This is a genomic window from Bradyrhizobium sp. (assembly GCF_030654605.1).
GTDB lineage: Bacteria > Pseudomonadota > Alphaproteobacteria > Rhizobiales > Xanthobacteraceae > Bradyrhizobium.
Window position 1 is genome coordinate 1 of record NZ_JAURXB010000230.1, and the last position, 22,677, is coordinate 22,677.

Consider the following 22,677-nt stretch of genomic DNA (forward strand, 5'->3'; position numbering starts at 1 on the left):
CACACGATCACTGTGTACGCTTCGCAGCCGTCGTCGCCGGCGACCACGCAACACTCGTTACCGGGCGCCCGCTACGGCCTACCCGGACCGGACTTTCACCGGTAGGATCACGCCAGCTTCGCCTGGCGCACAAGCAATCCAGCTTGCCGCGCAAAGAAAGAATGGATTGCTTCGCTTCGCTCGCAATGACGGCATCACGCCGTCTGGCGGGCCTGCCAGAACGTCACCACGCGCTCGGCCGTGGAAGGCATCAGCCGCGCGAAATTCACCCGTGCGCTCTCGATGTCCGACGGCGACGGCACCCGGTTGGGGCCGAGCCGCAGCAGGATCAGCGCGCGCACGGTGGGCCATTCGAGGCCGATCACCTTGCCGACGATCAGGATCGGATCGTGGCGGTCGCCGGCAATCAGGCGGTCCAGGGTATCGAGTTTCACCGCCGCCATGGCGGACAGCGTCGCAATCGATTCCTCATATTTGAAAGCCTTGGCAAAGCCGAGGAGTGCTGCTTCGTTCAATTCGCCCGCATCATGCAGCGCCAGCACGGCGCGCTGCGCCGGCGCGAAGTCGCGGCGACTCGCGGCGCCCGGCAGGCTGGAGATTTCGCCCATCGCCGCCTCGATATCGGCCTGCCGCTCGGGCCTGACCAGTTCGAACAGGCGGCGGCGGACCACCTCGACCGATCCTGCCAGCAGCTCCTTCAGCTGCGGCCCTGAAAGATCGGCGCGCTGGCCGACCGCGAGCGTCAGCACGGCGTCCTGGCCGGCGCGCTTGATCAGGCCGGAATATCCGGCGTGCGAAAACAGCGCGCCCGCATTGCCCGCGGCGCGCCGCACCACCTCGCGATCGCCGCGGCGTACCATGACATCGGTGAGATCGGGAGAAAGCGTCGGCCGCTCCGACATCGCCAGCAAATGGTCCTGGCCCTTGCTGCGGGCGATTTCGACCAGCGCCTGCTCGTCGATGACGGACGATCGGCGCAGCAGCGGACCGGCGATCGCGATCTCGTCTTCGCGCGCGAGTTGCCCGACCAGCGCGCGCGGCGCATTGGCGAGGATCGACAACCGCTCGGCCAGATCGGCGCGCGCGGCGAGTTCGGCGTGCGGAACGAGGCCGGTCAGAATGCCGTCGAACAGGTCGACATGGTCGGCCCGGTAATTCGCCGCGCCCTGCAGATACAGCTCCGTGATCCGCCGCGCGGCCTCGGCGCGACGCTTGGGATCGCCATTTCTGACGATCTCATCAAGCCCCGGGATCAGCGATGTGGCGATGGTCATCCAAAACACACTCAAACGCGCCGCATTGGCGGATATTTCGGCACGTTAGGTGGCGTTCGTGAAGGAAGGGTTAGGTTGAAACCTGCCGGAAAGGCCGCAAAATCACGGGTTTGCGGACTCACGGGCCTTGCCGTCACAGTGGAAAACCGCTATATCAGCCGCAACTTATGGTTCTCATACGATCGCGTATTGAGAGTGGGCCCCTCGGGACCCGCTCTTTTTTATTACCTGAACGAGGCCGGCGCTGGGTGCGGCGCCGGGTTCCATTCGGGGCAGCCCTGCCGGACCGCGCTTGAATCCGGCTAACCCACTGCAAGTTAGACCAAATTTGACCCTGGCCATGACCGACCCAACTGCTGGTTCCGTGGACTTCGATCTGCTTGCCGAGCCGCGTCTCGTGGTCGAGCCGGGCGTCGCGGCGCGGGTATCGGCGGTGGCCGGCCCGGTGCTGCAGGGCATGGGCTACCGGCTGGTGCGGATCAAGATTTCAGGCGAATTCGGCTGCACCGTCCAGATCATGGCGGAACGGCCTGACGGAACCATGCTGATCGACGATTGCGAGGCGATCTCGAAGGCGCTGTCGCCGGTGCTTGATGTCGCCGACCCGATCGAGAAGGCCTACCGGCTGGAGATTTCCTCGCCCGGGATCGACCGGCCGCTGGTGCGCCGCTCCGATTTCGAACGCTATGCCGGCCATCTCGTGAAGATCGAGATGGCGGTCGCGCATCAGGGCCGCAAGCGGTTTCGCGGCATGCTCGGCGGCGTCGAGGGCGATGCCGTGCATTTGCGTCGCGATGACGTTCGCGGCGACGAGTATCCCGAGGTCTTGCTGGTCATGGAAGACATCGCCGACGCCCGGCTGGTGCTGACGGACGAACTGGTCGCGGAGTCGATGCGGCGCGGCAAGCTGGCTGAGCGCGAGATGAAGCAGAATCTCGGAATCAAGCCGCCGCCCCCGCCGCACGCGAAGAGAAGCGACCCGACCAAGAGCAATGCGCCGAAGGCGAAGTTGAAGCCGGCAAAGAAGATCGCCCCGAAGAACACCAAGGAACACCGCCTCGCCGCAGACAGACTGCGAAGAGGCGAAATCGATCCCACTGAAGGAGAATGAACCATGGCAGCTGTCAGCGCCAATAAACTTGAACTGCTGCAGATCGCGGACGCGGTGGCGCGCGAGAAATCGATCGACCGCTCGATCGTGATCGCGGCGATGGAAGACGCCATCGCCAAGGCGGCGCGGGCCCGCTACGGCAGCGAGACCGACGTCCACGCCGAGATCGACGCCAAGAAGGGCGAATTGCGGCTGTCGCGCCACATGCTGGTGGTCGAGCAGGTCGAGAACTCGTCGAACCAGATTTCATTGATCGACGCGCAGCGCGCCAATCCCGGCGCGCAGGTCGGCGACACCATCGCCGACACCCTGCCGCCGCTGGAATATGGCCGCATTGCCGCGCAGTCCGCCAAGCAGGTGATCGTGCAGAAGGTGCGCGAGGCCGAGCGCGACCGGCAGTATCAGGAATTCAAGGACCGCATCGGCGACATCGTCAACGGCATCGTCAAGCGCGTCGAATATGGCAGCGTCATTGTCGATCTGGGCCGTGGCGAAGCCATCATCCGCCGCGACGAAATGCTGCCGCGCGAGGTGTTCCGCAACGGCGACCGCGTCCGCGCCTATATTTTCGACGTGCGCCGCGAAACCCGCGGGCCGCAGATCTTCCTCTCCCGCACCCATCCGCAGTTCATGGCGAAGCTGTTCGCGCAGGAAGTGCCCGAGATCTATGACGGCATCGTCGAGATCAAGGCGGTCGCCCGCGATCCCGGATCGCGCGCGAAAATCGGCGTGATTTCAAGGGATTCCTCGGTCGATCCGGTCGGCGCCTGCGTCGGCATGCGCGGCTCGCGGGTGCAGGCGGTGGTCAACGAATTGCAGGGCGAGAAGATCGACATCATCCCGTGGTCGCCCGACATCGCGACCTTCGTCGTCAACGCGCTGGCGCCCGCCGAAGTCGCCAAGGTCGTGATCGACGAGGACCGCGAGCGCATCGAGGTCGTGGTTCCCGACACCAACAACCAGCTGTCGCTGGCGATCGGCCGGCGCGGACAGAACGTTCGTCTCGCCTCGCAGCTGACCGGCTGGGACATCGACATTCTGACCGAACAGGAAGAATCCGAGCGCCGCCAGGCCGATTTCGAGAACTCCACGCGGGTGTTCATGGAAGCGCTCAATGTCGACGAAGTGGTCGGCCAATTGCTGGCGTCCGAAGGCTTCACCTCGGTGGAGGAACTGGCGCTGGTCGACGTCAAGGAACTGGCCGGCATCGAAGGTTTCGACGACGAAACCGCCAACGAGCTGCAGAGCCGGGCCCGAGAATATCTGGAAACGCTCGAAAGCGAGCTCGAAAACAAACGTAAGGAACTCGGTGTGGATGACGCTCTGAAGACGGTGCCCGGCGTGACTTCGAAGATGCTGGTGAAATTCGGCGAGAACGAGATCAAGACGGTCGAGGACCTCGCCGGTTGCGCCACCGACGATCTGGTGGGCTGGACCGAACGCAAGGAAGGCGCCGAGCCGACCAAGCACCCCGGCATTCTCGACGCCAACGAAATCTCGCGCGACGATGCCGAGAACATGATCATGCAGGCGCGCGTCATCGCCGGCTGGATCACCGAGGCCGACCTCGTCAAGAAGACCGACGAGGCCGAGACCACCGAAGACCAGCCGGTTTGATGCGCGGTTCCTTCGAAATTGGCTACCGGTTCTGCGCGACCGTAACGCGCAGATGACAGGAGAGATGTCGCACGCATGCTTGCACTCGCCGACCCCGATCTCGACAACGGACCGCGGACCAACAGGTCCGCGACGGTGCGGATGTGCGCGGTCACGCGAGTGGTGCGGCCGATCGACGAACTGATCCGGTTTGTCGTAGCCCCCCAGGGCGAGGTGACCCCGGACCTGAAGCGCAGGCTTCCCGGCCGGGGCCTGTGGGTTTCGGCCTCCCGGCAGGCGGTTGCGGAAGCGGTCCGGCGTAACCAGTTCAGCAAGGGCTTCAAGCGCGAGGTCCGGGCCGCGGCCACGCTGGCGGCGGATACCGAGGCCCTGCTGGTGCGCAGCGTCAGCGAGGCGCTGGCGATGGCCGCCAAGGCCGGCCAGGTGGTGTCCGGCTTCAGCAAGGTCGAGGGCGCCCTGAAGCCGGGGCAGGCGCAAAATTCTGTCAGCGCCCTGATCCACGCCTCGGACGGCGCCGCGGACGGAATCCGCAAATTGGACGCCATCGTCAGGCAAAACGCCGGAATTGGCGATGAATCGCCCGAATTGCCGGTCGTCACGGCGCTGACGTCCGAACAATTGGATTTGGCACTAGGGCGGTCAAATGTGATACATGCTGCCGTGCTCGCGGGCCCGGCGAGCAAGACGTTCCTGTCGCGCAGCCAACTCCTGGTCCGATACCGGATGGCGGATGACGACAAGACTGCCGGCGATGCGGCCAAAAACTTGTCTAACAAGAACTTGTCGAAGAATTTGCCTGAACAGACTGTGCGGACACGCACAACAGAACAAGATTAGGACTGCTGAATGGTTGATACGAAAACGCCTGGCGACAAGACACTGAGTGTTCCGACCAAGACCTTGACGCTGAAGCCGCGCGTCGAGACGGGCACCGTGCGCCAGAGCTTCAGCCACGGCCGGACCAAGCAGGTCGTGGTCGAGAAGCGTGGCAAGCGCCGCGTCGGTGGCGATGGGCCAGCCGAAGCGCCGCACGCGCCGGAGCCGGTCGTTGCCAAGGCAGCACCTCCCAGGCCGGCCGCGCCGCTCGCCCGTCCCGCCGCCCCGCCGGCTCCGCCGCGACGCAATTCAGGCGTCGTGCTGCAGACGCTGACCGACGATGAACGCACCGCCCGCGCCAGCGCCCTTGCCGACGCCAGGGTTCGCGACACCGAGGAACGCCGGCTGGCCGAAGAGGAAGCCCGGCGCCGCAATTCCAAGGAAGGCATCGAGCAGGCCGAGCGCGAGGCCGCCGAGGCCCGCCGCAAGGCCGAGGAAGAACGCCACCGCCAGGACGAGGAAGCCAAGCGCAAGGCCGAACTCGAAGCCAAGAAGCGTTTTGGCGAAGCCGAAGCCAAGACCGCCGCTGCCGCCAAGGCTGCCGCTGCGCCCGCCGCGCGCGCTCCCGGCGTTGCCGCCGAAGCCACCGACGAGGATGAAGGTCCGCGCCAGATCCGTCGCGGTCCGGGCGGCGCCGTGCGCCCCGCCGTGCCGCCGAAGACGACCGCCAAGCCGGCGCCGCAAAAGCAGCGCGGCCGCCTGACGCTGGTCACCGCGCTGACCGCCGACGACGTGCGCGAGCGTTCGATCGCCTCGTTCCGCCGCCGCACCCAGCGCCTCAAGGGACACCAGTCCAACGAGCCGAAGGAAAAGCTGATCCGCGAAGTGGTGATTCCGGAAGCCATCAACATCCAGGAACTCGCCAACCGCATGTCGGAACGCGCGGTCGACGTCATCCGCCTGCTGATGAAGCAGGGCGCGATGCACAAGATCACCGACGTGATCGATGCCGACACCGCCCAGCTGATCGCCGAGGAACTCGGCCACACCGTCAAGCGCGTCGCCGCCTCGGACGTCGAGGAAGGCCTGTTCGACATCGTCGACGATTCCACCGATACCGAGCCGCGTTCGCCCGTCGTCACCGTGATGGGTCACGTCGACCACGGCAAGACCTCGCTGCTCGACGCGCTGCGCCACGCCAACGTGGTGTCAGGCGAAGCCGGCGGCATCACCCAGCATATCGGCGCCTATCAGGTGACCTCGCCGGAAAGCGGCAAGAAGATCACCTTCATCGACACCCCGGGCCACGCCGCGTTCACCGCGATGCGCGCCCGCGGCGCCAAGGTCACCGACATCGTGATCCTGGTGGTCGCGGCCGATGACGGCGTCATGCCGCAGACCATCGAGGCGATCAATCACGCCAAGGCGGCCAAGGTTCCGATGATCATCGCGATCAACAAGATCGACAAGCCCGACGCCAAGCCGGAGCGGGTCCGCACCGAGCTGCTGCAATACGAAGTGCAGGTCGAATCGATGGGCGGCGACGTCGTCGACGTCGAGGTTTCCGCCAAGAACAAGACCAACCTCGACAAGCTCCTGGAAATGGTGGCGCTGCAGGCCGAACTGCTCGACCTCAAGACCAACGTCTCGCGTCCCGCCGAAGGCACCGTGATCGAAGCCAAGCTCGATCGCGGCCGCGGTCCGGTCGCGACCGTGCTGGTGCAGCGCGGCACCTTGCGCGTGGGCGACATCATCGTCGCCGGCGCCGAAATGGGCCGGGTCCGTGCGCTGATCAACGATCAGGGCGTCACCATCGACGAGGCCGGCCCGTCCGTCCCGGTCGAGGTGCTCGGCTTCAACGGCCCGCCGGAAGCCGGCGACCGGCTTGCCGTGGTCGAGAACGAAGCCCGCGCCCGCCAGGTCACGAGCTACCGCGCCCATCAGAAGCGCGAGAACGCGGCTGCCTCGATTTCCGGCATGCGCGGCTCGCTCGAGCAGATGATGTCGCAACTCAAGACCACGGGCCGCAAGGACTTCCCGCTAATCATCAAGGCCGACGTGCAGGGCTCGCTGGAAGCGATCTTGGGCTCGCTCGACAAGCTCGGTACCGAAGAAGTCATGGCGCGCATTCTGCACGCAGGTGTCGGCGGCATTTCGGAATCCGACGTCACGCTGGCGGAAGGCTTCAATGCCGCCATCATCGGCTTCAACGTCCGCGCCCACAAGGAAGCCGCCGCCGCCGCCAAGCGCAACGGCATCGAAATCCGCTACTACAACATCATCTACGACCTCGTCGATGACGTGAAGAAGGCGATGTCGGGCCTGCTGGCGCCGACGCTGCGCGAGACCATGCTGGGCAATGCCCTGATCCTGGAAGTGTTCAACATCTCCAAGGTCGGCAAGGTCGCGGGCTGCCGCGTCACCGACGGCACCGTGGAACGCGGCGCCAACGTCCGCCTGATCCGCGACAACGTCGTCGTGCATGAAGGCAAACTGTCGACGCTGAAGCGCTTCAAGGACGAAGTGAAGGAAGTACAGTCCGGCCAGGAATGCGGCATGGCGTTCGAGAATTACGGCGACATGCGGGCCGGCGACGTCATCGAATGTTATCGCGTGGAGACCATCCAGCGCAGCCTGTAAGTCTGAACCTTACGGCTTCGTCAGAAGGATATTGAACTAGTTCGACGTCATTGCCCGGCCATCGCACTGGATGTGCCGGGCATGCACGTCTCCAGGAATTCAACCGCAAGAAGGATGTCGATGGCCGGGGCATCGAACGCGAAGACGCGCTTCGCGCTTTAGCCGGCCATGACGATTCGTTTTCGAGAGACCGCCATGCCCAGTCACCACAAGAAGGACTCCGCTCCCGGCGGCTCGCAGCGTCAGTTGCGCGTCGGCGAGGTGGTGCGCCACGCCGTCGCCGATATCCTGTCGCAGGGTAGCGTGCACGACCCGGACCTCGAGGGTCACATCATCACCGTGCCGGAGGTGCGGATGTCGCCGGACCTGAAGCTCGCGACGGTTTATGTGATGCCGCTCGGCGGCCGTGACATCGAAAAGGTGATCGCGGCGCTGGAGCGCAACAAGAAGTTCCTGCGCGGCGAGATCGCGCACCGCGTTAACCTGAAATTCGCGCCTGATGTTCGCTTCCGCGTCGACGAACGATTCGAGGAAGCGGAACGAATAGAGAAATTACTGCGAACACCTGCGGTGCAAAGAGACCTCGCACCCGATTCGGACGACAAGGAATGATCGTGACCACCGCCAACAGCGTGATCGAGCCGGAAATCGGCGATTCGGAAGCGCCTGAAAAAAATATTTCTTCGGGAGCGAATCGCGACGCGAATCAGGTTCGCGACGAGAACCGGCCGCGCTCCGGCAAGCAGCCGCGCCCCAACAACCAGATGCGGCGCGACAAGCGCGACGTTCATGGCTGGGTGATCCTCGACAAGCCGATCGGCATGACCTCGACCCAGGCGGTCGCGGTGGTGAAGCGGCTGTTCACGGCCAAGCGCGCCGGCCACGCCGGCACGCTCGATCCGCTGGCTTCCGGCGGCCTGCCGATCGCGCTGGGCGAAGCCACCAAGACGGTTCCCTTCGTGATGGACGGCCGCAAGCGCTACCGCTTTACGGTGGCCTGGGGCGAGGAACGCGACACCGACGATACCGAGGGGCGCGCGACCCGGACCAGCGATCTCAGGCCGACCGTCGAGGATATCAGGGCCCTGCTGCCGCGCTTTACCGGCGTGATCGAGCAGATCCCGCCGCAATATTCCGCGATCAAGGTCCAGGGCGAGCGCGCCTATGATCTGGCGCGCGACGGCGAAACCGTCGACCTGAAGCCGCGCCCGGTCGAGATTCACCATTTATCCCTTGTGGAACAACCGGATAACAGCCATTCGGTGTTCGAGGCCGAGTGCGGCAAGGGAACCTATGTGCGGGCGCTGGCCCGCGATATGGGTCGTATTTTGGGCTGTTTCGGCCATATCTGCGCGCTGCGCCGGACCTTGGTAGGGCCGTTCGGCGAGAAGGACATGATTCCGCTGGAACAGTTGGAGGCTTTGTGCGATAGAGCCGCGTCTGGCGAGGGTAGCCTCGCCGACGCGCTTTTGCCCGTTGAGACCGCGCTGGACGACATCCCGGCACTGGCCGTCACACGGGCTGATGCGGCAAGGCTCCATCGGGGCCAGGCCGTTTTGTTGCGCGGACGGGATGCGCCCAATAGTAGCGGCACAGTCTATGTCACGGTGGCAGGCCGGCTTTTGGCCCTCGCCGAAATTGGCAATGGCGAACTCATCCCCAAGCGCGTGTTTAACCTGACCGGACTGACCGCCAGTTCGGCTCGCAGCAATGAAAGAGTTTGACGATGTCGATTACCGCCGAACGCAAAGCGGAAGTCATCAAGACGAATGCCAACAAGGCCGGCGACACCGGCTCGCCCGAGGTTCAGGTTGCGATCCTGTCGGAACGCATCAATAACCTCACCGGGCATTTCAAATCCCACGTGAAGGACAATCATTCACGCCGGGGCCTCTTGAAAATGGTCGCCACGCGCCGTTCCTTGCTCGATTACATCAAGCGCAAGGACGAAGGGCGTTACAAGGCGCTGCTCGAAAAGCACAACATTCGTCGTTGAGCGCAAGTTCACGCGCGCATCTCGCGCGCGTTTTCGCATGATCTTCTGGAACCCAGGCTCCGATTTTCGGAGACGATCATGCTCAAACACGTCCAGCAGCAATCCGGCCGCTGGGCGGGGCAAGATGCCCGTACTACCGAAAGGATGGACGCCATCCGAAGTATAAAGACCATGGCAGGATCGCCGGACGCTGATCTCGTATCGTGATCAGCGTCTCGCAATCTTGCGCATGGTCTTTGTGTTTCTGGGCCGACGTTCTTTCGTAAACCCAAGAAAGAAGACCTACATGTTCAATATTCATTCAGTCGAAATCGACTGGGGTGGGCGTCCCCTCAGGCTTGAAACCGGCAAGATCGCCCGTCAGGCCGATGGCGCCGTGCTCGCCACCTACGGCGAGACCGTGGTGCTTGCCACCGTGGTGGCCGCCAAGAACGCCCGCGATGGCGTCGACTTCCTGCCGCTGACCGTCGACTACATCGAAAAGACCTACGCCGCGGGGCGCATTCCCGGCGGCTACTTCAAGCGCGAGGGCCGGCCCACCGAGAAGGAAACGCTGGTCTCCCGCCTGATCGACCGTCCGATCCGTCCGCTGTTCGTCGATGGCTGGCGCAACGAGACCCAGGTCATCGTCACCGTGCTGTCGCACGACATGGAGAACGATCCCGACATTCTGGCGCTGGTTGCCGCCTCCGCGGCGCTGACCATTTCGGGAGCCCCCTTCAAGGGCCCGATCGGTGCCGCCCGCGTCGGCTTCATCAATGACGAATATGTGCTGAACCCGACGCTCGACGAGATGGTCGAAACCCAGCTCGATCTCGTCGTCGCCGGCACCGCCGACGCCGTGCTGATGGTGGAATCGGAAGCCAAGGAACTCAACGAAGACATCATGCTCGGCGCCGTGATGTTCGGACACCGGCATTTCCAGCCGGTGGTCAACGCGATCATCGAACTCGCCGAGAAGGCCGCCAAGGAGCCGCGCGACGTCAAGGTCGTCGACGAAAGCGTGCTGGAAAAAGAGATTCTGGGCCTGATCGAGACCGAGCTGCGCGCCGCCTATTCCATCCCGATCAAGCAGGACCGCTATGCGGCGGTCGGCAAGGCCAAGGAAAAGGTGATGGCGCACTATTTCCCGGAAGGCCAGGAGCCGAAATACGACAAGCTCCGCATCGCCGGCGTGTTCAAGGAACTGGAAGCCAAGATCGTTCGCTGGAACATCCTCGACACCGGCAAGCGCATCGACGGCCGCGATTCCAAGACCGTGCGCCAGATCATCGCCGAAGTCGGCGTGCTGCCGCGCGCCCACGGTTCGGCGCTGTTCACCCGCGGTGAAACCCAGGCGATGGTGGTGACCACGCTCGGCACCGGGGAGGACGAGCAGTACATCGACTCGCTGTCAGGCACCTACAAGGAGCAGTTCCTGCTCCACTACAACTTTCCTCCCTACTCGGTCGGTGAGACCGGACGCATGGGCGGCACCAAGCGGCGTGAAATCGGCCACGGCAAGCTGGCCTGGCGCGCGATCCACCCGGTTCTGCCGCCGCACCACGAATTCCCCTACACGGTGCGCGTCGTCTCCGAGATCACCGAGTCGAACGGATCGTCCTCGATGGCTTCGGTCTGCGGCGCTTCGCTGGCGCTGATGGACGCGGGCGTTCCCCTGAAGCGGCCGACGGCGGGTATCGCCATGGGCCTCATCCTGGAAGGTTCGCGCTTCGCGGTGCTGTCCGACATCCTCGGTGACGAGGATCATCTCGGCGACATGGACTTCAAGGTCGCCGGCACCGACGTCGGCATCACCTCGCTGCAGATGGACATCAAGATCGCCGGCATTACCGAGGAGATCATGAAGGTCGCGCTCGGCCAGGCCAAGGACGGGCGTATCCACATCCTCGGCGAGATGTCGAAGGCGTTGACCAACGCCCGCGCCGAGCTCGGCGAATACGCGCCGCGCATCGAGACCTTCAAGATCCCGACCGACAAGATCCGTGAAGTGATCGGCACCGGCGGCAAGGTGATCCGCGAAATCGTGGAAAAGACCGGCGCCAAGGTCAACATCGACGACGACGGCACCGTCAAGGTCGCGTCCGCCGACGGCGAATCGATCAAGGCGGCGATCAAGTGGATCAAGTCGATCGCTTCCGATCCGGAACTCGGCCAGATCTATGACGGCACCGTGGTCAAGGTGATGGAGTTCGGCGCGTTCGTGAACTTCTTCGGCGCCAAGGACGGCCTCGTCCACATCAGCCAGCTCGCATCGGCCCGCGTGCAGAAGACCTCCGATGTCGTCAAGGAAGGCGACAAGGTCAAGGTCAAGCTGCTCGGCTTCGACGATCGCGGCAAGACGCGTCTGTCGATGAAGGCGGTCGACCAGGTGACCGGCGAGGACCTCGAAGCCGGCCAGAAGGCCGAAGCTCCGGCGCGCGAAGCCGCCGGCGAGTAATCGTCGCAACGGCAAGAGACAACGAAGGGCGGCTTTTCAGCCGCCCTTTTTGTTGGCTTCCATGAGAGGCCGATCACATCTCGATGATCGGCATGCGCGATTCCGCCGCAGACTCGGCCGAAACCGCCGGCCACCCGGCACGTAGTTGATGCTTGCGCGTTTCTCCCGGCCACAGGCGGCCGGTCGCCTGAAATCGGATTTTGCGTCAACCGCCGACCTCGTTCATTACCATGTTCCGAATCGAGCACCCCGTGCTCGCACCAGCCCAGGGAGACCTCTCATGTCCGCCATATCCCGTCGCCATTTCGTCACGATGGCCGCAGGCATCGCCGCCGCCGCCGTCGCGCCACGCGCTGTATTCGCCCAGGCGACTGCCGCTGCCCCCGCTGCCGCGCCCGCCGCAGGCCCTTTCGTGCTCCCGCCGCTGACCTATGCATTCAATGCGCTGGAACCCCACATCGATGCCAGGACCATGGAAATCCACCATGACCGGCATCATGCCGCCTATGTCGCGAACCTCAACACTATCGCCAAGACCAATCCGCAGCTCGGCAGCAGCAAGATCACCGACGTGCTCGGCAACCTCAATGCCCTGAACGACGACATCAAATTCGCCGTTCGCAACAATCTCGGCGGCCACGCCAACCACACCATGTTCTGGGAGATCATGGGATCGAACGGCGGCAAGCCCGAGGGCGAAGTGCTGGCCGCGATCGACAAGGATCTCGGCGGCCTCGAGAAATTCCAGACCGATTTCAACGCCGCGGGCGGCCGCCAGTTCGGCTCGGGCTGGGTATTCGTGACCGTGACCAAGGAAGGCAAGCTCGCGATCGAGACTCGGCCGAACCAGGACAACCCGATCATGGACGGCAAGCGCGCCTTGATGGGCAACGACGTCTGGGAGCATGCCTATTATCTCAACTACCAGAACCGCCGCGCGGACTACCTCAAGGCGTGGTGGAATACGGTGAACTGGACGAAGATCGCCGAGCGCTATGCGGCGGCGAAGGCCGGCACGCTGGGGGTCTAATATAAGCTCACTTTCAGTCGCTCGGCAGTGACGCTCCGTCCCCTCTCCCGCTTGCGGGGGAGGGTTAGGGAGGGGGCTCTCTCCTCCGCTCAACTGCTGGCAGTGAACCCGCTGAAGCACCCCCACCCCGGCCCTCCCCCGCAAGCGGGAGAGGGAGAAGATGGCGGTCCCGCGATCAACCGGGTTTCTTGTTCGTACTCTTCGCCACCGTCTCCCCCACACTCTCCTTCACCACCTCGCCCAGCGCCGCAAAGTCCGCCTTGCGCGGCGAGGTGCGGCGGAACACGAGGCCGATGCTGCGGCCGGGCTGCGGATTTTCCAGCCGCAGGAATTTCACGCGCGCGTCGCGCCGCTCGACATCGGCGGCGATCTGCGGAATCAGCGTGACGCCGTAGCCGCCCGCAACCATCTGCATCACCGTGTTCAGGCTGCTGGCGCCGAACACGGTGCCGGCGCCGCTGCGGACCCGCGTCGCGGTGGCGCAGAACGCCAGTGCCTGGTCGCGCAGGCAGTGGCCGTCCTCGAGCAGGATCAGCCGGCTCTGATCGATGTCTGCAGCGGCCACCCGCGCGGTCTCCTTTCGCGGATCGCTCGCCGGCACCGCCAGCAGGAACAGATCCTCGAACAGGGCAATCGTATCGATCTCCGGCTCGGCCACCGGCAAGGCGAGCATGGCGGCATCGAGCGCGCCGCTCTTGATGTCCTCGATCAACTGCCGTGTCTGGGTTTCGCGCAGTTCCAGCTGCAATTCCGGAAACCGGCTCTGCAACAGCGGAAGAATCCGCGGCAGCAGATAGGGCGCCAGCGACGGGATGACGCCGAGCGTCAGCCGGCCTGTCAGCGGGCCACTGCGATGCCTGGCAAAATCCACCAGATCGCGCGAGGCGGTCAGCACGTCTTCTGCCCGACGCGCGATCTCGCGCCCGACATCGGTCAGCATCACGTCGCCCGGCCGCCGCTCCACTACCGCGACACCGAGGGTCCGCTCGAGGTCGCGAATCTGCATCGACAGTGCGGGCTGGGTCACGGAACAGGCCTCGGCGGCGCGGCCGAAATGGCCGTGCCTGGCGAGCGCCGAGAGGTAACGAAGCTGTCTGAGCGTGATCATGCCGATAAGATAAACTGATCGAGAGCCCAAGACAATTCGACTGGACCTGATGTTAGATATCTTCCAAGGTGGGGGTGCAGCGAATTTGACTGAAGGCACCGAGAATCCCGCAGGGCCGGCTGACGTGGTTGCTCCAGGTCAATGCCTCCGCGGTGTCCCCTTGGTCAAATGCACACTCCGCCCTACCTGCCGGAAGGAACAACAGCCATGGCTGACCGCCCCCAATAATCACCGGCGCCGCCAGTCCAATGCCGTCAACCAGAACCCCATCACCGGTCGCTCCACACGGAGCGACTCGACAAGATTTCAGACCACGATCGGAGAGAACCATGGACGCAAAGACTGACGAGAGCGCCGGCAAGTGCCCGGTCGTGCACACGACCGCTGCCAGGGCCAACCGCGACTGGTGGCCGAACCAGCTGAACCTTCAGGTTCTGCACCAGCACTCCGCCCTGTCCAATCCGATGGGCGAGGCGTTCGACTATGCCGAGGAGTTCAAGAAGCTCGACATGGAGGCGTTGAGGAAGGACCTTACCGCGCTGATGACGGATTCGCAGGAGTGGTGGCCGGCGGACTTTGGCCATTACGGGCCGCTGTTCATCCGGATGGCGTGGCACAGCGCGGGCACTTACCGCATCGGCGATGGCCGCGGCGGAGCCGGAGCCGGCCAGCAGCGTTTCGCGCCGCTCAACAGCTGGCCGGACAACGTCAACCTCGACAAGGCGCGCCGGTTGCTGTGGCCGATCAAGCAGAAATACGGCGACAAGATCTCGTGGGCCGACCTCATGATTCTCACCGGCAACGTCGCCCTCGAGTCGATGGGGTTCAAGACGTTCGGTTTCGGCGGTGGGCGCGCCGATGTCTGGGAGCCCGAAGAGGACATCTACTGGGGCGCCGAAGGCAAATGGCTGGCGGACGAGCGCTACAGCGGCGACCGCGATCTCGCGAATCCTCTCGCCGCCGTGCAGATGGGGCTGATCTACGTCAATCCGGAAGGGCCGAACGGCAATCCGGACCCCCTCGCGTCAGCGCGGGATATCCGCGAGACGTTCTCGCGCATGGCGATGAACGACGAGGAAACCGTCGCGCTGATCGCCGGCGGACACACCTTCGGCAAGACCCACGGCGCGGCCGATCCGGGCAAGTATGTCGGCCCCGAGCCCGAGGCCGCCTCCATCGAGGAGCAGGGGCTGGGCTGGAAAAACACCTATGGCAGCGGCAAAGGCGGCGACACGATCGGCAGCGGGCTGGAAGTGGTCTGGACCACGACGCCGACGAAGTGGAGCAACAACTTCTTCTGGAACCTGTTCGGCTATGAATGGGAACTGACCAAGAGCCCGGCCGGCGCCCATCAATGGATCCCGAAGCATGGCGCAGGCGCCAATTCGGTGCCGGATGCGCACGACCCGTCGAAGCGTCACGTGCCATCGATGCTGACCACCGACCTCGCCTTGCGGTTCGACCCTGCCTACGAAAAGATTGCGAGGCGCTTCCACGAGAATCCGGATCAGTTCGCGGACGCGTTCGCCAAGGCCTGGTACAAGCTCACCCACCGCGACATGGGACCGATCGTGCGCTATCTCGGCCCGCTGGTTCCGAAGGAGGAATTGCCGTGGCAGGACCCGATCCCCGCGGTGGATCATCCGCTGATCGGAGAACAGGACATTGCAGCCCTGAAGGCGAAAATCCTGGCATCCGGGCTGTCCGTCTCCCAGCTGGTTTCGACGGCCTGGGCTTCCGCCTCGACGTTCCGCGGTTCCGACAAGCGCGGTGGCGCGAATGGTGCGCGCATTCGCCTCGCGCCGCAGAAGGATTGGGACGTCAACCAGCCGGCTCAGCTGGCAACGGTCCTTCAGAAGCTCGAAGCGATCCAGAAGGAATTCAACGCCGGCGGCAAGAAAGTCTCGCTGGCCGACCTGATCGTTCTCGGTGGCAGCGCCGCGATCGAGAAGGCAGCGAAGGACGCCGGACAGGATGTGAAGGTGCCGTTCGCGCCCGGCCGTATGGACGCGTCGCAGGAGCAAACCGACGTCGAATCCTTTGCCCCGCTCGAGCTGACTTCCGACGGATTCCGCAACTATGTCCGTGGCCCGCAGCGCTTGTCCCCGGAGGAGCAGCTGGTGGACCGGGCGCAATTGCTGACGCTGACGGCGCCTGAGATGACGGTGCTGGTCGGCGGCCTGCGCGCGTTGAACGCCGGGCAGCCGGCGCACGGAGTCTTCACCAAGCGACCGGAGACGCTGACCAACGACTTCTTCGTCAACCTGCTCGACATGAGCACGCAATGGCAGCCGTCCGCCGGAACCGAGGGCGTGTTCGAGGGACGCGACCGCAAGACCAACGAGGTCAAGTGGACCGGCACCCGCGTCGACCTCATCTTCGGGTCGCACTCGCAGCTGCGCGCCATCGCGGAAGTCTATGCCTGCGCCGACGCGAAGGGGAAGTTCGCGAAAGACTTCGTGGCGGCGTGGACCAAGGTGATGAATGCCGATCGCTTCGATCTGGTGCCCCAGCTGCAGGCTGCGGAGTAACCGCCGCAGCGATCAGCGAATCGCGAATGGGGGCGGCCGAAGGGCCGCCCTTTTTTTGCGAGTTTTGAGGATTTGTCTATAAAGCGAACAGGTCGACGGAAGAATCAGGAATCTATCAGATGATGAAACTCTATTGGGCGCCGCGCACGCGGTCGTTTACCGCGCTCTGGCTGATGGAGGAAACCGGACAGCCTTACGAGCGCGTGCTGACCGATATCGCCACCGGCGCGCAGAAGACGCCGGAATATCTCGCGATCAATCCGATGGGCAAGGTGCCGGCGCTGGCGGATGGCGACGCCACGCTGGCGGAGGCCGCCGCGATCTGCGCCTATGTCGCCGAGCGCTATCCCGAAGCCAGGCTGGCGCCGCCGCTCGGCGATCCCGCGCGCGCGAAATATCTGTACTGGCTGTTCTTCTCGCCCGGCTGCATCGAGCCCGCGATCGTGCAGCTCGCGACCAAGATCGAGATGAACCCGGTCGCCGCAGGCTGGGGCGAGGCGCAGCGCGTATTCGACGTGCTCGATGCGGCGGTGAGCAAGGGCCCGTGGATTCTCGGCGACACTTTTTCGGCCGCGGATATCGTCATCGGATCGGGACTTAATTTCGCGGTGCGGATGTTCAAGATGGTGCCTCCGCGCCCGTCATTCGACGCCTATCTCGATCGCTGCGCAGCGCGCCCGGCGTTCCAGCGCGCGGAGAAGATCGCGGCGGGGTAGAGAGACGCTCGCCTTACCCCACCAACAATTGTCATCGTCCGGCTTGACCGGACGACCCAGTATTCCAGAGACGTTCGACATAGACCGAGAAGCCGCGGCGTACTGGGTCGCCCGGTCAAGCCGGGCGATGACAGTTTGCTATGTTGCCAAGGCGCGAACCAAGAATTAATCCCCGAGGATCTTCAGCTCTTCCGGACGCGGCATCGAGATGATGTTGTAGCCGGAATCGACGTAGTGGATTTCGCCGGTGACGCCGCCCGACAGTTCCGACAGCAGATAGAGCGCCGAGCCGCCGAGTTCGTCCAGCGTCACGCCGCGGCCGAGCGGCGAATGCTTCTGCTGGAAAGCAAACATCGCGCGCGCATCGCCGATGCCCGATCCCGCCAGCGTTCGGATCGGTCCGGCCGAAATCGCGTTGATGCGAATGCCGCGCGAGCCGAAATCGGCGGCGAGATAGCGCACGGAGGCTTCCAATGCGGCCTTGGCGACGCCCATCACGTTATAGTTGGGCATCACACGCATGGAGCCGCCGAAGGTCAGCGTAATCATGCTGCCGCCGGATGTCGGCATCAGCTCGGCGGCGCGCCTGGCCAGTTCCGTGAAGGAGAAGCACGAAATCACCATGGTGCGGGAAAAGTTCTCGCGGCTGGTGTCGGCGTAGCGGCCCTTCAACTCATTCTTGTCGGAAGCGCCGATGGCGTGGACCAGGAAGTCGAGATGACCCCATTTGGCGCGCAGCGTCTCGAACAGGGCATCGACGCTGGCCAGGTCTTCGACGTCGCAGGGAATCACGGTATCGACGCCGAGCGACTGGGCCAAAGGCTTGACGCGCTTGCCCAGAGCGTCGCCCTGGTAAGTGAAGGCGAGTTCGGCACCCTGCGCCGCCAGCGCCCTGGCGATGCCCCACGCAATCGAATGATCATTGGCGATGCCCATGATCAGCCCGCGCTTGCCCTTCATCAGGTCCTGCATACTCGCAACGCTTTCTCTTGCGTCATGCCCGGGCTTGGCCCGGGCATCCACGTCTTTCTGACCTCACCTGGATCAAGACGTGGATGGCCGGGACGAGCCCGGCCATGACGGTGAATTGAGGTATCAGGCCGCGCGCAAGATCACGCATCCATCCGCTTGAACACCAGCGTGGCGTTGGTGCCGCCGAAGCCGAAGGAATTCGACAGCACGGTGCCGAGCCTGGCATTGTCGATGCGCTTGCGCACGATCGGCATGTCGGCGAACACCGGATCGAGCTCGGTGATATTGGCGCTTTCGCAGATGAAGCCGTTCTGCATCATCAAGAGCGAATAGATCGCTTCCTGCACGCCGGTGGCGCCGAGCGAATGTCCTGTCAGCGCCTTGGTCGCCGAAATCGGCGGGCACTTGTCGCCGACGCCGAACACCTTGCGGATCGCCTCTATCTCCGGCGGATCGCCGGCCGGCGTCGAGGTCGCGTGCGGATTGATGTAGTCGATTTTGGTGTCGACCGTGGCCATCGCCATTCTCATGCAGCGTTCGGCGCCCTCGCCCGAGGGCGCGACCATGTCGTAGCCGTCCGAGGTGGCGCCGTAGCCGACGATCTCGCCGTAGATTTTCGCGCCGCGCGCCTTGGCATGCTCGAGTTCTTCCAGCACCACCACGCCGGCGCCGCCGGCAATGACAAAGCCGTCGCGGCTGACGTCATAGGGGCGGGACGCGGTCGCGGGCGTATCGTTGTATTTCGACGACATCGCGCCCATCGCGTCGAACAGCACCGACAGCGACCAGTCGAGTTCCTCGCAGCCGCCCGCGAAGATCACGTCCTGTTTGCCGATCTGGATGGTCTCGTATGCATTGCCGATGCAATGGTTCGAGGTGGCGCAGGCCGACGAGATCGAATAGTTGACGCCCTTGATCTTGAACCAGGTGGCGAGCGTCGCCGACGCCGTCGACGACATCGCCTTTGGCACCGCGAACGGTCCGACCCGCTTCGGCCCCTTGGTGCGGGTGATGTCGGCGGCTTCCACGATGGTGCGGGCCGACGGCCCGCCGGAGCCCATGATGATGCCGGTGCGGATGTTGGAAACCTCGGTGGGCTCGAGCCCGGAATCCTGGATCGCCTGCTCCATCGCGATGTGATTCCACGCCGCGCCCTCGCCGAGGAAGCGCATCGCGCGCCGGTCGATGACGCCGGCAGGATCGAGCGTCGGCGCGCCCTGCACCTGGGAGCGGAAACCGAGCTCGGCATACTTGTCCGCGCGCGTGATTCCGGACTTCGCCTCGTGGAGGCTCGCCAGTACTTCCTGGGTGTTGTTTCCGATGGACGAGACGATGCCCATCCCCGTGATGACAACCCGCCTCATGATCGCCTCGCCCTGTCGTTGCGGTTTTGTGTGATGGCCGCTGTCAAACCGAATGCCGCCTCGGCCGGAACAGTGTCAGATGCCCGGCTGAAGTTCGGCGTCCTGCTTGAACAGCCCGACCTTCAGATCCTTCGCGCGATAGATAATATCACCGTCGGTGGAAAGCCACCCGTCGGCGATGCCCAGCACCAGCTTTGAGCGCATCACGCGTTTGATATCGACATTGTACACAACCTTGCGGACGTTCGGCAGCACCTGTCCGGAAAACTTCAGCTCGCCGAGGCCCAGCGCCCGGCCGCGCCCGGCGCCGCCGGTCCAGCCCAGATAAAAGCCGACCATCTGCCAGAACGCATCGAGACCCAGGCACCCCGGCATCACCGGATCGCCCTTGAAATGACAGCCGAAAAACCAGAGATCCGGCTTCACCTCGAGTTCGGCGCGGATCAGGCCCTTGCCATACTCCCCGCCGGTCTCGGAAATTTCGCTGATGCGGTCGAACATCAGCATCGGCGGCAGCGGCAATTGTGCGTTGCCCGGGCCGAACATCTCGCCGCGGCCGCACGCCAGCAGATCCTCGTATTCGTAACTGCCGCGTCGATCCAGCATGCTGCCGAGCCTCTTTCAAATCCCGATGGAGCGTTTTCGAGCGAAATGGACCCGATTCGCGTAGGAAGCACCAATTATTGCGAGTTGGTGCAAATACCGCAGTTCAGGATGGTCCTGCGGCAACCGGCGCTCGCCTTTGCCGGAATCGCAAAGCTAAGTCCGCGCGCTCTCTATCATAGGCCCTGCCAGTGGCAAAGCACCACTGCCGGGGAAATCGCCGCGTCCGCTACCGGTTCCATTTACCTTAGGATCGTTCTAGTTACCATGGGGCCGTTCCAGTTGCGAAATACTTGCATCTAACCGATTTCCCTCTATATTCTTCGATAATTGTAGTGCGACAGCGAGTGCGGTGCCTGACGTGGAAATAAGCGTGGATACTTCGATTTTGAATGACGACGCCGCCCATCCGGCGACCCGCCCCGCGGGCCACCAGCCGGCGCTGACCGGCTGTCCCTGGCATGACGTCAACGAAATGCTGCAGGCGGCCGGGCTGCGTCCGACCCGTCAGCGCATGGCGCTGGGCTGGCTGCTGTTCGGAAAAGGTGCCCGCCATCTCACCGCGGAAATGCTCTACGAGGAGGCCACCCTCGCCAAAGTCCCGGTATCGCTCGCCACCGTCTACAACACCCTGAACCAGCTGACCGATGCCGGTCTGCTGCGCCAGGTCAGCGTCGACGGCACCAAGACCTATTTCGACACCAACGTCACGACGCATCACCACTTCTACCTCGAAAACAGCCACGAGCTGGTCGACATTCCCGACCCACATCTGGTGCTGCAGAAGATGCCGGATGTGCCCGAAGGCTACGAGATCGCCCGGGTCGACATGGTCGTGCGGCTGCGCAAGAAGCGCTGAGCGGCATACTCACCGCCGTCGTCCCTGCGAAGCAGGCTGTGTGAAAAGTGGGTGTGTTAACATCATTTGGAGTGGATTTTCTGATTCGGGGGCCGTGATGGCGCATGTCACCGGAGCGTCGCGTTATCAAGCGACCTTGTTTCCTGAGGTTCTGGACGAGGTGGTTGGTCCAGACGATCCGGTGCGGGTGATTGATGCCTTCGTGGAGACGCTGGACCTTGCGGCATTGGGATTTTCCAAGGTTGCGGCCGAAGAGATGGGGCGGCCGCCGTATGCTCCGGGCGATCTGTTGAAGCTTTACATTTACGGCTATTTGCACCGGATTCGCGCCAGCCGTCGGCTTGAGGCCGAGACGCATCGCAACGTTCAGGTGATGTGGCTGCTCAACCGCCTGACGCCGGCGTTCAAGACGATTGCCGACTTTCGCAAGGACCACGTGGAAGCGATCGTGGGAGTATGCCGCGCCTTTATCCGGTTCTGTCGGGAGCAGTCGCTGTTCGGGGCCGAGTTGCTGGCGATTGACGGGACCAAGATCGCGGCGGTGGCAAGCCGCAAACAGGTCATGACGCCAAAGCGGATCAAGAAGATGAACGCGGCGATTGACCGTAAGATCGCGGAGTACCTGGCTTCGATGGACGAGGCTGATCGGGAGGAGCCGGGATCGGCCGGCAAACCCGCCGATATCGCGGCTGCGATCGAAGCACTCAAGGCCCAAAAGGCGCGGCTGCAGGGCCAGGCGGAGGATCTGGCGGCGCGCGGGCTGAAGCAAATGGTCATGACCGAACGGGAGGCAAAACTGATGCGGACGCCGCATGGTCACGCGGTCGCCTACAACGCGCAGACGGCGGTCGATGTCGAGCACAAGCTGATCGTGGCTTTCGATCTGACCAACGAGGGCAACGACTACCGGCAGCTTCATCCGATGGCGGTGCAGGGCAAGGCTGCCGTAGGTGCCGACGAAGTGACGGTGGTCGCCGACACCGGCTATTCGAACGGCGAGCATGGCGCACTTTGCGAGCGGGACGGTATCACCGCCATCGTGCCACGTGCCGAGACGGTCAATCCGAACGGGGCCCAATACTTCAGCCGTGACCGGTTCAGCTATGATCGCGAAAGCGATAGCTGGCGCTGTCCGGCCGGCGCCACGCTGAGCCTGTTCAAGACTTCCCACACCCAGAAGAAGAAAGAATACACCAGCCGGTCCTGCGGCAGCTGCGCGCTGAAGCCGCAATGTACCGAGGCGGCGCGGCGAGTCATCGTGCGCGATTTTTACGAAGATGCGCGGGAGGCGATGCACCGCCGGGCGACGGACGAGCCGGTATGGATGAAGCACCGCCGGGAAACCGTCGAGCATCCGTTCGGGACGATGAAGTGGCTCATGGCCCACCCCCGGTTCCTGATAAAGGGATTGAAGAAAGCCAAGGCCGAACTGGCCCCAGGGGTGCTGTGCTACAATCTCAAACGGGTGATCAGCATCCTCGGAGTACCGGCGCTGCTGGAAGCGCTGGAGCCCTCTACCGCCTGACGAAGATTCTTGTGCCCTCCGTAAACGCCGCCGTGTCCTAATCCAAAAAAAACCGCGACTTCTCACACAGCCTGG

18 protein-coding genes are annotated in these 22,677 nt (G+C 63.9%); 13 read left to right on the forward strand and 5 right to left on the reverse strand.

Annotation, left to right across the window (positions count from 1 at the left end; genetic code table 11):
- Window positions 1-194 precede the first annotated feature (194 nt).
- Window positions 195-1,274 (reverse strand): DUF2336 domain-containing protein, encoded by a 1,080-nt coding sequence (locus tag Q7U29_RS20675; protein WP_304744391.1) that lies wholly within the window; start codon window positions 1,272-1,274, stop codon window positions 195-197.
- A 340-nt stretch (window positions 1,275-1,614) separates the two neighbouring features.
- Here Q7U29_RS20675 and rimP point away from each other — a divergent pair, with 340 nt between their 5' ends.
- The 9 genes from rimP (at window position 1,615) to Q7U29_RS20720 (ending at window position 12,924) form a co-directional block, all read left to right on the forward strand.
- Entirely contained in the window at window positions 1,615-2,385 is a 771-nt protein-coding gene (rimP, locus tag Q7U29_RS20680) for a ribosome maturation factor RimP (protein WP_304744392.1), read from the forward strand.
- A gap of 3 nt (window positions 2,386-2,388) precedes the next feature.
- Entirely contained in the window at window positions 2,389-4,002 is a 1,614-nt protein-coding gene (gene nusA / locus Q7U29_RS20685) for a transcription termination factor NusA (RefSeq protein ID WP_304744394.1), read from the forward strand.
- Between the two features lie 75 nt (window positions 4,003-4,077).
- Window positions 4,078-4,839 carry an RNA-binding protein gene (locus Q7U29_RS20690; protein ID WP_304744396.1) on the forward strand — a complete coding sequence of 254 codons (762 nt, stop codon included), beginning with the start codon at window positions 4,078-4,080 and terminating at the stop codon, window positions 4,837-4,839.
- Window positions 4,840-4,848: 9 nt separating this feature from the next.
- A complete protein-coding gene (gene infB / locus Q7U29_RS20695) occupies window positions 4,849-7,458 on the forward strand; it encodes a translation initiation factor IF-2 (protein WP_304744397.1) in 2,610 nt (869 codons plus the stop codon).
- Between the two features lie 195 nt (window positions 7,459-7,653).
- Window positions 7,654-8,070 (forward strand): 30S ribosome-binding factor RbfA, encoded by a 417-nt coding sequence (gene rbfA / locus Q7U29_RS20700; RefSeq protein ID WP_304744398.1) that lies wholly within the window; start codon window positions 7,654-7,656, stop codon window positions 8,068-8,070.
- Window positions 8,067-9,182: a tRNA pseudouridine(55) synthase TruB gene (gene truB, locus Q7U29_RS20705; RefSeq protein WP_304744399.1), complete on the forward strand. Its 1,116-nt coding sequence runs from the start codon at window positions 8,067-8,069 to the stop codon at window positions 9,180-9,182. The genes rbfA and truB overlap by 4 nt, the downstream gene beginning before the upstream one ends.
- Before the next feature lie 2 nt (window positions 9,183-9,184).
- Window positions 9,185-9,454 carry a 30S ribosomal protein S15 gene (rpsO, locus tag Q7U29_RS20710; protein WP_304744400.1) on the forward strand — a complete coding sequence of 90 codons (270 nt, stop codon included), beginning with the start codon at window positions 9,185-9,187 and terminating at the stop codon, window positions 9,452-9,454.
- A 286-nt stretch (window positions 9,455-9,740) separates the two neighbouring features.
- Window positions 9,741-11,894, forward strand: coding sequence for a polyribonucleotide nucleotidyltransferase (gene pnp, locus Q7U29_RS20715; protein WP_304744401.1), 2,154 nt, complete (start codon window positions 9,741-9,743; stop codon window positions 11,892-11,894).
- A gap of 280 nt (window positions 11,895-12,174) precedes the next feature.
- Window positions 12,175-12,924, forward strand: coding sequence for a superoxide dismutase (locus Q7U29_RS20720; protein ID WP_304744402.1), 750 nt, complete (start codon window positions 12,175-12,177; stop codon window positions 12,922-12,924).
- Between the two features lie 175 nt (window positions 12,925-13,099).
- On the opposite strand, the gene Q7U29_RS20725 is transcribed toward Q7U29_RS20720, so the two are convergent.
- Window positions 13,100-14,032, reverse strand: coding sequence for a LysR substrate-binding domain-containing protein (locus tag Q7U29_RS20725; RefSeq protein ID WP_304744403.1), 933 nt, complete (start codon window positions 14,030-14,032; stop codon window positions 13,100-13,102).
- Window positions 14,033-14,361: 329 nt separating this feature from the next.
- Between Q7U29_RS20725 and katG the strand changes: the two genes are divergently transcribed.
- On the forward strand, window positions 14,362-16,563 hold the full coding sequence (gene katG, locus Q7U29_RS20730) for a catalase/peroxidase HPI (protein ID WP_304744404.1): 2,202 nt from the start codon (window positions 14,362-14,364) through the stop codon (window positions 16,561-16,563).
- Between the two features lie 119 nt (window positions 16,564-16,682).
- A complete protein-coding gene (locus Q7U29_RS20735) occupies window positions 16,683-17,279 on the forward strand; it encodes a glutathione S-transferase family protein (RefSeq protein ID WP_304744405.1) in 597 nt (198 codons plus the stop codon).
- A 165-nt stretch (window positions 17,280-17,444) separates the two neighbouring features.
- Here Q7U29_RS20735 and fabI read toward each other — a convergent pair whose 3' ends face one another.
- The 3 genes from fabI to fabA all read right to left on the reverse strand — a co-directional run bounded on the left by fabI (window position 17,445) and on the right by fabA (window position 20,221).
- Window positions 17,445-18,251 carry an enoyl-ACP reductase FabI gene (gene fabI, locus Q7U29_RS20740; protein ID WP_304744406.1) on the reverse strand — a complete coding sequence of 269 codons (807 nt, stop codon included), beginning with the start codon at window positions 18,249-18,251 and terminating at the stop codon, window positions 17,445-17,447.
- A gap of 140 nt (window positions 18,252-18,391) precedes the next feature.
- On the reverse strand, window positions 18,392-19,615 hold the full coding sequence (fabB, locus tag Q7U29_RS20745) for a beta-ketoacyl-ACP synthase I (RefSeq protein ID WP_304744407.1): 1,224 nt from the start codon (window positions 19,613-19,615) through the stop codon (window positions 18,392-18,394).
- Between the two features lie 75 nt (window positions 19,616-19,690).
- Entirely contained in the window at window positions 19,691-20,221 is a 531-nt protein-coding gene (gene fabA, locus Q7U29_RS20750; protein WP_304744408.1) for a 3-hydroxyacyl-[acyl-carrier-protein] dehydratase FabA, read from the reverse strand.
- A gap of 364 nt (window positions 20,222-20,585) precedes the next feature.
- Here fabA and irrA point away from each other — a divergent pair, with 364 nt between their 5' ends.
- Together irrA and Q7U29_RS20760 are read left to right on the forward strand one after the other, a co-directional pair.
- Window positions 20,586-21,077, forward strand: a complete 492-nt coding sequence (gene irrA / locus Q7U29_RS20755; protein WP_370691254.1) for an iron response transcriptional regulator IrrA — start codon at window positions 20,586-20,588, stop codon at window positions 21,075-21,077.
- A gap of 97 nt (window positions 21,078-21,174) precedes the next feature.
- Window positions 21,175-22,602: an IS1182 family transposase gene (locus Q7U29_RS20760; protein ID WP_304744410.1), complete on the forward strand. Its 1,428-nt coding sequence runs from the start codon at window positions 21,175-21,177 to the stop codon at window positions 22,600-22,602.
- The last annotated feature ends 75 nt before the right edge of the window (window positions 22,603-22,677 follow it).

Coding starts and splice junctions, on each gene's coding strand:
- Q7U29_RS20675 (WP_304744391.1), bottom strand. CDS start 1,274: ATGACCATCGCCACATCGCTGATCCCGGGGCTTGATGAGATCGTCAGA.
- rimP (WP_304744392.1), top strand. CDS start 1,615: ATGACCGACCCAACTGCTGGTTCCGTGGACTTCGATCTGCTTGCCGAG.
- nusA (WP_304744394.1), top strand. CDS start 2,389: ATGGCAGCTGTCAGCGCCAATAAACTTGAACTGCTGCAGATCGCGGAC.
- Q7U29_RS20690 (WP_304744396.1), top strand. CDS start 4,078: ATGCTTGCACTCGCCGACCCCGATCTCGACAACGGACCGCGGACCAAC.
- infB (WP_304744397.1), top strand. CDS start 4,849: ATGGTTGATACGAAAACGCCTGGCGACAAGACACTGAGTGTTCCGACC.
- rbfA (WP_304744398.1), top strand. CDS start 7,654: ATGCCCAGTCACCACAAGAAGGACTCCGCTCCCGGCGGCTCGCAGCGT.
- truB (WP_304744399.1), top strand. CDS start 8,067: ATGATCGTGACCACCGCCAACAGCGTGATCGAGCCGGAAATCGGCGAT.
- rpsO (WP_304744400.1), top strand. CDS start 9,185: ATGTCGATTACCGCCGAACGCAAAGCGGAAGTCATCAAGACGAATGCC.
- pnp (WP_304744401.1), top strand. CDS start 9,741: ATGTTCAATATTCATTCAGTCGAAATCGACTGGGGTGGGCGTCCCCTC.
- Q7U29_RS20720 (WP_304744402.1), top strand. CDS start 12,175: ATGTCCGCCATATCCCGTCGCCATTTCGTCACGATGGCCGCAGGCATC.
- Q7U29_RS20725 (WP_304744403.1), bottom strand. CDS start 14,032: ATGATCACGCTCAGACAGCTTCGTTACCTCTCGGCGCTCGCCAGGCAC.
- katG (WP_304744404.1), top strand. CDS start 14,362: ATGGACGCAAAGACTGACGAGAGCGCCGGCAAGTGCCCGGTCGTGCAC.
- Q7U29_RS20735 (WP_304744405.1), top strand. CDS start 16,683: ATGATGAAACTCTATTGGGCGCCGCGCACGCGGTCGTTTACCGCGCTC.
- fabI (WP_304744406.1), bottom strand. CDS start 18,251: ATGCAGGACCTGATGAAGGGCAAGCGCGGGCTGATCATGGGCATCGCC.
- fabB (WP_304744407.1), bottom strand. CDS start 19,615: ATGAGGCGGGTTGTCATCACGGGGATGGGCATCGTCTCGTCCATCGGA.
- fabA (WP_304744408.1), bottom strand. CDS start 20,221: ATGCTGGATCGACGCGGCAGTTACGAATACGAGGATCTGCTGGCGTGC.
- Q7U29_RS20760 (WP_304744410.1), top strand. CDS start 21,175: ATGGCGCATGTCACCGGAGCGTCGCGTTATCAAGCGACCTTGTTTCCT.